Here is a 10,570-nt window from a genome sequence, read left to right as displayed (position 1 = left end):
TTTTGAATTCAAAAATTCTCTAATAAGCTTTATTATCTCAAATCTTATTCTAAATCTATTTAGTGTTTCATCGTTAGCAATCATATCAACATATCTTTGTCTATACAAAACTTCCTTATCTTTAATTCCATGCCATTTTTCTGGCATCGGCCTTAAAGGCTTATTAAGAAGCTCAATTTCTTTTACCAAAATTGTCACTTCTCCAGTTTTACTTTTAAAGACACTTCCCTTTACACCAACTATATCTCCAATTGCAATATGTTCTTTAAAAAATTCGTATACATCTTTTCCAACTATATCTTGCCTAATATATGCCTGAATTCTACCAAAGAAATCTTTAATATGGAAAAATGCACTTTTACCATGATGCCTTAAAGACATTATTCTTCCAGCAGTAGACACACTTGCATCTTCTTTAACTTCTCCAGGGTTTAAGTTCTCAAATTGAGCTTTTATATCCTGGCTACTATGTGTTTTTTCAAATTTGTATGGATATGGATTAACACCTTTTGCACTTATCTGCTTAATTTCATTTATCCTCTGTTCCCTAAACTCCTTTAACAACTTAATCCCTCCTAAATCTCCAAATCTTATATTTTGATACCTAAAATTTGATACTTAAATACCCCTTTCGGTGCTTTAATTTTGACAACTTCTCCTACCTTTTTACCTACTAAAACTCTCCCAATCGGTGACTCAAAGCTTATCTTATTGTTAAAAACATCTGCTTCATGAGGTGTTACAATCTGAATTGTTTTTTCTTCTCCTGTATCCAAATTCTTAATTAACACCCAATTACCAATGTTAATAACATTGGTATCCAATCCTTCAATAACTTCTGCTTTTGAAAGCATATTTTCAAGCTCATTAATTCTTGCTGCGATCCTTCCTTGTTCATTTTTGGCTTCCTGATATTCTGAATTTTCCGATAAATCACCTAGTTCTCTAGCTTCTTTAATTCTTTGAGCTATTTCAAACATAAGCTTTTGCTTTAACTGATCAAGCTCTGCTTTTAATTTTTCATACCCTTCTTTTGTTAAATAAATACTCTCTTTTTTCATTCAAACACCTCCAACACTATTTTTCATTTTTCAATTCTTTTACAACTTCTAAAAATTGATCAATTTCCCTAAAATCTTTATACACCGAAGCAAATCTAACATATGCAACCTCGTTGATCTTTTTTAACCCCTCCATAACAAGCTTTCCTATCTCAAGACTTGAAATTTCCAAATTACCTGTTTTCTGAATTTGATTTACCACATCATCAACTAATTTTTCCATCTCTTCAAGAGTTACATTAGTCTTTTCACAAGCCTTCATGATACCACTCAAAATCTTTGACCTATCAAATTTTTCTCTACGCCCATCTTTTTTTATTACAAAAACTGGCCCAAATTCATATCTTTCATACGTAGTAAAACGACCTTTACATTTCAAACATTCTCTGCGACGTCTTATTGTCATTCCTGATGAATCGACTCTTGAATCAAGTACTCTAGTTTCATCATTGCCACAATATGGACATTTCATATTCATCACTCCATATTCTTTGATTCAAGTTCCTCATATATCTTAAATATCTTTTTTATTCTGTTATAAACCATACTCTTTGAAAGAGGAGGATCAAAAAGCTTTCCAAGATCACTTAAACTCAAATCTTCATTTTCCAATCTCAAAAGTGCTATTTTCTTTAACTCATCATTTAGAATATCTTCACCATATTTTTCAAATAAATTTTTTATAATCCTGATCTGTTTTGCGTTACTTTCACCAACTCTTTTAGCATTGGCCGTTAGAAAATTCATAGATCTATTAAAATCACTTTTAATTTCTCTTGAGCTTACTATTTTTTCCATCTTGTCAGCGTTTCTTTGAGCTCCCATATAATAGAGAATTTCAATTATATCTTTTGCCCTTTTTAGATAGAATCTGTAATTTTTCTGACCAAAACTTGCAATTTTACCAAGTATACCTAAATTATCGAAAAGATATTTTTGTATCTCATTTAGAAATTTATAATTATGTGAAATAATTTCAAAGTGGTAATTTTTAGTAGGATCAGTTACAGAACCAGTCGATATAAAAACTCCACGCAAAAATGCACCAAATAGCCCAAGATCCTCAAATATATATGCTGGAATCTCAAGAATATCCAACTCTAGCTTAGATAATATTGAAAAAGGAATAAAAATTTGCACTCTCTTCTTTTTCAACTTATTTTTAATCATTGTCAACCTTTTTTTATCAGTACCTACTATAGCCATTAAATTCATTATCCTTCTTGCAGCAGGTATAAAACCCACTTCAATTTTCACAACAACATCATTAAAAGACCTTATTATTACTCCCCTTGATTTTAAAAATCCAGCCAATTCAGATTTTGCTTCCAATTCGGAGTTAACAACCGTATGACACAATTCACCTTTTACATCTTCAGAAAATGTATATAACATTATATCACCTTATAAGTTTAATTATTAAACTTGCTAGTTTCATAGAATTATGTCTTATCTTCTCTTTGCCATCACTGTCAACCTTTACTTCTAATAAATCCTCAAAAATTAGTCTTTCATCATTTTCGATATCTACTTTCACTGGAATTGATCCTTCATTTTCATATCTTTCTAATATATATTCAGGTATATTCGATCTCGATGCAATAATCATATCAACTTTCCTTTCAAGATATCTTTCTATCACACTCACATGATCAAATAATGTAAAATTGTATGACTCGGAAGCTTGAGTCATTAAATTGGAAATATATATTATTTTTGCGTTTGAATAATTAACTGCCTCTTTGAATCCATCAACCAAAAAATTCGTAATTATACTAGTATATATACTACCAGGCCCTAAGATAATATAATCAGAATTTACTAAAGCTTTTTGAGCATCTAAATTTATCTTAGCATCTCTATTTAAATAAACTTTTTTTATTCTTTTTTTTGTTATTTTCATTATTTCACTTTCGCCAAAAGCTTTTGTGCCATCTTCATATTCTGCAACTAACCTGATTAAGTCCTCAGAAATGGGAATTACTTTACCGTTAATTGCTAAAACTTCAGATGCATACTCTATTGCCTTTGTAAAGCTCCCTAAAATTTTTGTAAGTGCTGTCAAAATGATATTTCCTACACTATGACCTGCCAAAAATCCATCTTTAAACCTGTAAGAAAAAAGTTGTCCTAAAATTTCCTCATCTTTTGCAAGCGCAACCAAGTTATTTCTAACATCACCCGGTGGAAGAACGTTATATTCTTTTCTTAAAACCCCAGAACTTCCTCCCTCATCGGTTACAGCAATTATAGCTTTTAAATCTATATTATTGAAATATTTCAATCCTCTTAAAAGCGTTGAGACTCCAGTTCCACCACCAACTACTGTTAGATTCATTACTTCACATCCCTATGTTCCAAAAGAACTTCATACCTTTGCCTATAAATACTTGCAAGCTCTTCAGCAAAGAAAACTGATCGGTGTTGGCCTCCAGTACAGCCTATACCAATACTGAGTTCCATTCTTCCCTCATTTTCATATCTTTTCAGCGCAAAATCAACAACGTTTTTTATCATTTCTATATATTCCTTAACTCCTTGAGTATTATACAAAAACTCTTTTACTTTTTCATCTCTTCCACTTTTTTCTCTCAAGTCTTTTATATAAAAGGGATTAGGAAAAAATCGAACATCAAAAATAAAATCTACATCTAAAGGCAATCCATATTTAAATCCAAAACTTAAAATTCTTACCAAAAATTTCTTTTTAACACTACCTAATATTTCCACTAATTTTTCTCTAAGCTGATGTGGATTCAAATTAGAAGTATCGATTACTATGTCGGAAAATTCTAAAGCTTTTGTTAAAATTTCCCTTTCAAGCTGTATTGCTTTTTCAAGAGAATTTACTCTCTTAAGAAGAGGATGATTCCTTCTAGTGTGGGCAAACCTGTTAATTATAATCGCATCTTTTGCAGTTAAAAAAATGACCTTCAGATTACTAGCATATTTCTTCTTTAAATTATTTAAAATCTCATCAATACGTTCAAAATTTTCGCTTCTAGCATCTAAGACAAAAGCAATGTTGTCTACATTCATAGATATTACTGGTAAAATTGTTTCAACCAAATTTATGGGAAGATTATCTATACAATAAAATCCCATATCTTCAAGTAAACCTAAAGCTGTACTTTTACCAGCGCCCGACAACCCTGTCAGAATAATTAGGTTTTTCAATTTGTATCACCTTTTTTGTTTTAAATTTGTTTATAGTATACGGTACTCTGAAATTAATCCTTTTTAATTTTTTCTCAAATACCTTTGGATCACCAGTAACATAAAACTCAACAAATGCTTTTTTAGAGTTATTTTTTGCCAGTTTTTTTGACAACTCTTCAGCTGGGTCAATTATTCGAACCTTCGGTAATACTCTGGATATAACTCCTTTTAAAAATGGAAAATGAGTGCATCCTAAAATCAACTCTTCAATATTTTTCTTCTTTAATGGAATCAAATAATAATTTGCTATTGCTTCAACCATTCTACCGTAAAAAATACCCTCTTCTACCAAAGAAACAAAAAGCTGAGTTGATTTTTGATATACTTCTTTATTTTCCATTTCAAGGTATTTTTTATAAATCCCATTACTAACTGTAATATTTGTTCCAATAACTCCCACCTTTTCACTTTTTGGTGCCTGAATCGCAGCTTTAATTATGCTATTATATTTAATGCCTAAATCCAAATTTTTCTCTAGTATAATTGAATCTGTTGTATTACAGGCTGCAAAAATTTCATTAACTCCTTTTTTGTGAAAAAACTCTGCAAATTCAAAAATAAAGCTCTCCAGAACTTCTGGAGTTTTAATACCATAAGGAGCTCTTTCGGTATCTGCAATATAAATATAATGTGCTCCATTAATGTAAGTGAGCTTCTTTAATACAGAAATACCACCTATCCCCGAATCAAATAGACCTATCTTCAAGGCTTCTTTCCTCCAGATCATTCAACCTTTTCAAAATTTCGTTAATCTTTTCCGTTAAATAATACTCTCTCTCAATTAATTCACACAACATTACCAAAAGTCTTTCATCGGTAGATGAAAGCTCTTCATATTTTTCATTTAGCTCTTTAATTCTTTTTTCAATGTAATCTAAAATTTTTTCATCTGAATCAGATTCAACAATATAGTTTCTTCCGTTAATATTAAACCTTTTCTTGATCATTTATCTCCGTTGAACTCTCCATTAAATTTTTTAATTTTCCAAGCAATTTATCGAAAGTTCCGTTGATCTCCTCTTTTAAAGTTCTGTTTTCTTGTTCAAGTTGATTAGCCCTCTCTATTGCTGCATTTAATTCTTTCCAAAGTTCCTTATTTTCTTTCTGAAGCTCTTGATATTTATTTATCAAATCTTCAAAAGCCTGTTCTAATTCCTTAATTTTCTCTTCCATCACCTCATCCCCCTTTTCCTATAATTAAAATGTCTGTAATATGATTTATGAAATTAACAAATGGTTCCATAATCATAGGAAGTATCCATATCAATAACATACCCAATAAAAATAATATACCATAAACTTCGTATTTTATATACCAATCCCAGTATTCATCAGGCAAAAAAGCACCTAAAAGCTTTGAACCATCCAATGGAGGGATAGGGAACAAAGAAAAAATAGCATAAGTTAAACTCCATTTACATGCTTTATAAAAAGTAACGTATACAAATTTATTATCAACTTCTTTTGCTATTATACCATACAGAATAAATAATCCAACACCTAAAATCGAACCAATCAGTGAAGAAAAAATTAAAACTTTTCTTATTCTTCTATTTTTCATAGGAACAACCGGTATTGGTCTTGACCATCCAAAATCAAATAATATAAAAGCTATTGTTCCTATAGGATCAAGATGTACGAACGGATTCAGCGAAGTCCTTTTTAACTTTTTTGGAGTACTATCTCCTGCTAACACAACAAGATGTGCTTTTAACAATTCTCTAGGATAAACAACCAGTATAACTGCTAAAAATCCTGTAAGAAGATTAATAATTACTTTTTCAATCGTAGCAATCACCTTCTTTAATCTTACGAGCAAGCATTTTTAAATTTTGTACTGTTTGCTCATCCATACCATGTTTCCACCAGAAAGGTAACACTGTATTATTCAATAACACTGGATCTTCTTTTCCGCTTAGTTTTCCTTCACTGACAAGTTTTAACCAATCTTCAGTTCCCACAATTGGTGTAAACTCATTAATTGAAAAACTTATACCTTCACTTTTACATATCTTCATCGCGTTTATTACATCTTCAACCCTTTGCCCTGGTATATTTACCATAATATAAGCAGAGATCTCTTCTTCAGTAAAACCTGCATTTCTTAAAATTCTTGCTGCGTTAACTAAATCCTTATCAACTACCTTTCCACCAGTTTTTAATTGTAATTCTCCAGATGTTTCATATCCTAATTTTATAGTTTTAAAATTAAGTTCTTTCATTAAAAATGCAAGCTCTTCATCTATGAGTCTAGCATGTATACCATTTGGGAGATGAAATCTAATATCCTTACTAAAATTTTTCTCTAAAAGTTTTTTTAATATAACCTTTGCATGTTTATTTGAATTTACCAAAAATGCGTCATCAAAAAATACTACATCTTTTACTTTAAATTTTTCAACATACCTTTCAATATCACTAACAACCCTTTCAGGATCTCTAAACTTTATTCCATCCCATAATTTATGAGCAACACAATACGAACATTTAAATGGGCATCCCAAAGTAGTTAAAAATACTAGATAACCAATATTTTCATATACATCATACAATGGCGAAAGCTCCATAAACCAATCTATGCCTATCCTTTTAACACTTTTACCAGTCAAATCTTCCAACATCTTTGGAATTCTATTCAAATCACTAAACGGAAAAATTACTGCATTAGTTTTCTTTGCATGTTGTGGTAAATTTCTTACATAAAATCCTCCAAAAAATATTGGAACTTTATTACCGTAGTAGCCTCTTAAAAAATTAATCGTATCCCAATACCCTGGATACCAGTAAGTTAATGTTGAAGTTACAAAAATAGCATCAACATTCCCAACTTCTTTAAGTTTATCATAAAAATACTGTTCTGGTGCACCATAACGTTTGTATTTTCTTGGAACAAATGCCAAAACATCAGGTTTTTTTACCTCTACAAATGGAAACTTTCCTGTACCATAAAACTTATCTTTTGGAACTTTTGTATATTTTTGTAAAGATTTATCATGCCTATTCATTAAATCTATAAAATGTATTTCAATTTCTAACTTTTTCAAATATGAAGCAATATATAAAAGCCCAATTGGCTTTAACCAGAAATCATATGCTGCAAAATCTTCTATCCATGGATTAACAAGCAATATTTTCATAAAAGTAATAAATCCCCCTAAGTCCGAGTTCTAAGTCGTAAATTATATCTTTTTTCAAATATTCCCTTATAAGTTTTGATTGACCTCCTGTGTATATTATAGGAGCACTTTTCAAATCATAATCACTTTTTATTCTTTCAATAGTATAATCTATACCTCCAAGAATTGTATTTATAACCCCGATTCTAATATTTGATCCGGTATCTTTTCCAACAAAAGTATTTGAAGGTTTTAATTCAACCTTTGGTAATTTAGCGGTTCCTTTAAAAAGCGCATTAACCATCATATTAAATCCTGGAATTATTACTCCACCTTCATATCTGTTCTCTTTTAATACTTCTATTGTAATTGCTGTCCCAAAATCAACAACTATTGCATCTTTTCCATAATCTCTGCTAGCAGCAATTACATCAACAACTCTATCTGCTCCTATCTCCTCTGGAGTATTTACATTCCAAATAATTTCATTATACTCTTTAGCACTAACAAATATAGCCTTTTTATTTAAATATTTTTCTGCAAAAAATTCAAATATATAGTTTATATTCGGTACTACCGAAGAAACCACTATATCTTTAAAATCATTTTTATAAAACATCTTTAAAAATACATACAATTCATCCTCTGTTTGGATGGAATGTGTAGAAACCCTTTTAATATCAAATGATTTTCCATCCTTTGTTAAGGCAATTGTTGTATGTGTATTTCCCACATCAAAAAGTAAGAGCACATTACCACCTCGTAGTAAGAGATGTATCCACTTTTGGGATAATATTATATTTCTCAAGTAAATTTCTTACATCTTTTGTTACATAAAACCTTACAATTTGAATCAAATTACTAGTCATTAATTTATAAGCAGGATATTCCCTTACATATTCGTCAAAAGAAAGTACGTGTTCTTTCCAAGAATCATAAATATAAATATTGCTCTTTAAAAATTCATCAGGATGAACAAGAGATAATTTATACGGTGTATCAACCTTAAATATTTCATCAAAATTTGAAAGTATTTTTAACAACTCTTCTCTATCTGATTCATCAGATATTTCAACAGCCTTTTCTAGCCTTAGCCTTATCTTTTGTAAAATATCCATTGCAAATCCTTGACTTGCCGCTGATGGATCTATACCCTCAACTGAAAATGGAGTTTCAAGGATTGTCTTCCAAAAATCTCTATTCTTCAACCTTTCTACAATTTCATAAGCCATAACTATATCTAACTCTACTGGTTGTAAATCTATCTCAAAATTTAAGATCTTTTCTTTTGTCTCTTCAAAAGAACTTATGTTATACTCTTCCACTATCTGATTAAAGTATATTTCAACTTCATTAATTATCCTTTGATCTGTTAGTTCCATAAATGTTTCAAGATTTTCAACTCTTTCTTTTAATTTTAAAGGTCTATAACAAAGCTCCAATAAATCTTGAATCATTAAATCCGCTGCACGTGACGTCTTATGGAAATAAACATTCTTGTACATCATAAACCTACCAAACAATGTTGTATAAATCTCATCAATTACCTTGATATTATATGCCAGAAATTTTTTTCCATCTTTTTCAACAACCATGGAATTTCTTACAAGCCTATCTAAAGAACCTGTTCCGAATCCTCTTGTTCCTGCAAAATATGAATCTCTTAAAACAAAATCCATTCTATCAGCACCAAGGGGGCCTTGTATCACAGCAAATTCTATTGTACCTTCATTTTCACCTTTATAGGTTTCTACGACCTTTTCCATGACTTTTCTAAAGTCATCTTCTAAATCGTCAACTTCTCCCAATACCATATTGAGATCTTCTAAAACAGCGTTCTTTAATTTTTCAGGTGCTCTTTCAAAGACTTTATACATTGCCTTAGGCATATACTCAAGCAAAATTTTTTCACGGTACTCATCATGACCGTCTTCTAACCCCATATTTTTGTAAACTACCTCGTCAAATTGATGACTGAAAGGTCCATGACCAATGTCATGTAAGAGCCCTGCAAGTCTTAAAATCCTAACTTTTGCTGGATCATCCCCAAACAAATGGCTAGCATACATTCCAGAAATATGCATTACTCCAAGAGAATGTGCAAAACGTGTATGAGTTGCACATGGATAAACATATTCTGAACCTACAAGTTGTGATAAATATCTCAACCTTTGCATTGCTTTCGTATCTGATGCTATTATTTCAAGTGGATACATAAAAATTTCAGCATGAATTGGATCCCTCGATACTTTATAATACATAAAATACACCTCTTTTCTAAGTTCAATTTTGAGACATTTTCTTAAATATAAATTCAACAACTACATTAATTGCCTTTTCATTAAAACCACCACGTGGAATTATTAAATCTGCATATTTTTTACTTGGTTCAACGTATGCATCATGCATTGGTTTTACCATGTTTAAGTATTGATTTATTACACTATCTATAGTTCTTCCCCTCTCCTTTATATCTCTTTCAAGCCTTCTTATAAACCTTACATCACTTTCTGCATCAACAAAAATGGAAAGATCATAAAACTTTCTTAATTCTTCGTAGTACAACGCAAATATACCCTCAATTATTATCACCGGTTTTGGATCTAATAATGTAAAATTTCCGGTTCTAGTATACTGTGCAAAATCATACTCGGGCAATTTTATACTTTTTCCATCCAAAAGTTCTTTTAAATGATCTACAAGCAAAGAAAATTCAATCATATCAGGGTGATCATAATTATACTTTTTCCTTTCTTCAAAAGGCACATGACTCATATCTTTATAATAGTTATCCATTGGCAAAATAACACTATTTGACTCCCCTATAATCTCATTTATCTTCTGAGCTACAGTTGTCTTTCCCGAACCTGTTCCTCCACCAATCCCAATTATAAACATAACCTATCACCTTATTCCTAATTTTCCATCTTTTTCTACAAAATAACGATCAAGTATTAAATGCAGTACATACCCAGATACTGAAATTATACCAAGAAATAGTGCATTATTTAAATTAGAAGTGATATAAAATGTTCCATACCCAATAATACCCCCATATATTAAAGCTGCCCATACTGTATGTAAAGGGCCTCTATGACGTGGTATAATTAGCTCATACAAAATGCCTATTAATATTCCAAAAAGAAAAGAAAACAAAAATCTTAAAAACACATC

The 10,570-nt window shown here is 30.5% G+C and carries 14 protein-coding genes and 1 pseudogene; all 15 read right to left on the bottom strand.

Annotated elements, in window-relative coordinates; translation table 11 throughout:
• A partial coding sequence (locus tag JG780_RS08905; protein ID WP_287570196.1) for an OB-fold nucleic acid binding domain-containing protein occupies positions 1-564 on the bottom strand: 564 nt, incomplete at its 3' end.
• Between the two features lie 26 nt (positions 565-590).
• Entirely contained in the window at positions 591-1,061 is a 471-nt protein-coding gene (gene greA, locus JG780_RS08900) for a transcription elongation factor GreA (protein ID WP_004102051.1), read from the bottom strand.
• Between the two features lie 16 nt (positions 1,062-1,077).
• Complete coding sequence (nrdR, locus tag JG780_RS08895) at positions 1,078-1,533, bottom strand: transcriptional regulator NrdR (protein ID WP_004102050.1); 456 nt, start codon at positions 1,531-1,533, stop codon at positions 1,078-1,080.
• 5 nt (positions 1,534-1,538) lie between these two features.
• Positions 1,539-2,456 (bottom strand): DNA-binding protein WhiA, encoded by a 918-nt coding sequence (gene whiA, locus JG780_RS08890; RefSeq protein WP_114702595.1) that lies wholly within the window; start codon positions 2,454-2,456, stop codon positions 1,539-1,541.
• A gap of 4 nt (positions 2,457-2,460) precedes the next feature.
• Positions 2,461-3,399, bottom strand: a complete 939-nt coding sequence (locus JG780_RS08885) for a gluconeogenesis factor YvcK family protein (protein WP_012580263.1) — start codon at positions 3,397-3,399, stop codon at positions 2,461-2,463.
• Positions 3,399-4,238 (bottom strand): RNase adapter RapZ, encoded by an 840-nt coding sequence (rapZ, locus tag JG780_RS08880; protein ID WP_004102048.1) that lies wholly within the window; start codon positions 4,236-4,238, stop codon positions 3,399-3,401. Before rapZ ends, JG780_RS08885 begins: the two co-directional genes overlap by 1 nt.
• The gene (murI, locus tag JG780_RS08875) at positions 4,195-4,986 is read right to left on the bottom strand and encodes a glutamate racemase (protein WP_287570194.1); all 792 of its coding nucleotides are present in this window, start codon (positions 4,984-4,986) and stop codon (positions 4,195-4,197) included. Before murI ends, rapZ begins: the two co-directional genes overlap by 44 nt.
• The gene (locus JG780_RS08870; protein WP_114702596.1) at positions 4,967-5,227 is read right to left on the bottom strand and encodes a cell division protein ZapA; all 261 of its coding nucleotides are present in this window, start codon (positions 5,225-5,227) and stop codon (positions 4,967-4,969) included. The genes murI and JG780_RS08870 overlap by 20 nt, the downstream gene beginning before the upstream one ends.
• A complete protein-coding gene (locus tag JG780_RS08865) occupies positions 5,208-5,453 on the bottom strand; it encodes a hypothetical protein (protein ID WP_004102043.1) in 246 nt (81 codons plus the stop codon). Before JG780_RS08865 ends, JG780_RS08870 begins: the two co-directional genes overlap by 20 nt.
• Positions 5,454-5,457: 4 nt before the next feature.
• Positions 5,458-6,078: a site-2 protease family protein gene (locus tag JG780_RS08860; protein WP_287570198.1), complete on the bottom strand. Its 621-nt coding sequence runs from the start codon at positions 6,076-6,078 to the stop codon at positions 5,458-5,460.
• Complete coding sequence (locus JG780_RS08855; protein WP_287570192.1) at positions 6,062-7,417, bottom strand: B12-binding domain-containing radical SAM protein; 1,356 nt, start codon at positions 7,415-7,417, stop codon at positions 6,062-6,064. The genes JG780_RS08860 and JG780_RS08855 overlap by 17 nt, the downstream gene beginning before the upstream one ends.
• Positions 7,398-8,147, bottom strand: a complete 750-nt coding sequence (locus tag JG780_RS08850; RefSeq protein ID WP_287570191.1) for a type III pantothenate kinase — start codon at positions 8,145-8,147, stop codon at positions 7,398-7,400. Before JG780_RS08850 ends, JG780_RS08855 begins: the two co-directional genes overlap by 20 nt.
• Position 8,148: 1 nt before the next feature.
• Complete coding sequence (locus JG780_RS08845) at positions 8,149-9,657, bottom strand: HD domain-containing protein (protein WP_287570190.1); 1,509 nt, start codon at positions 9,655-9,657, stop codon at positions 8,149-8,151.
• Between the two features lie 22 nt (positions 9,658-9,679).
• A complete protein-coding gene (gene udk / locus JG780_RS08840) occupies positions 9,680-10,294 on the bottom strand; it encodes a uridine kinase (protein ID WP_004102032.1) in 615 nt (204 codons plus the stop codon).
• Between the two features lie 6 nt (positions 10,295-10,300).
• Positions 10,301-10,570 (bottom strand): annotated as a pseudogene (locus JG780_RS08835) (metal-dependent hydrolase); the annotation flags it as partial.

This window comes from Thermosipho sp. (in: thermotogales) (assembly GCF_020054775.1).
Taxonomy (GTDB): domain Bacteria; phylum Thermotogota; class Thermotogae; order Thermotogales; family Fervidobacteriaceae; genus Thermosipho; species Thermosipho africanus.
The sequence above is the reverse complement of the archived record's forward strand: the minus strand, read 5'-3'. Positions and strand labels throughout refer to the sequence as shown.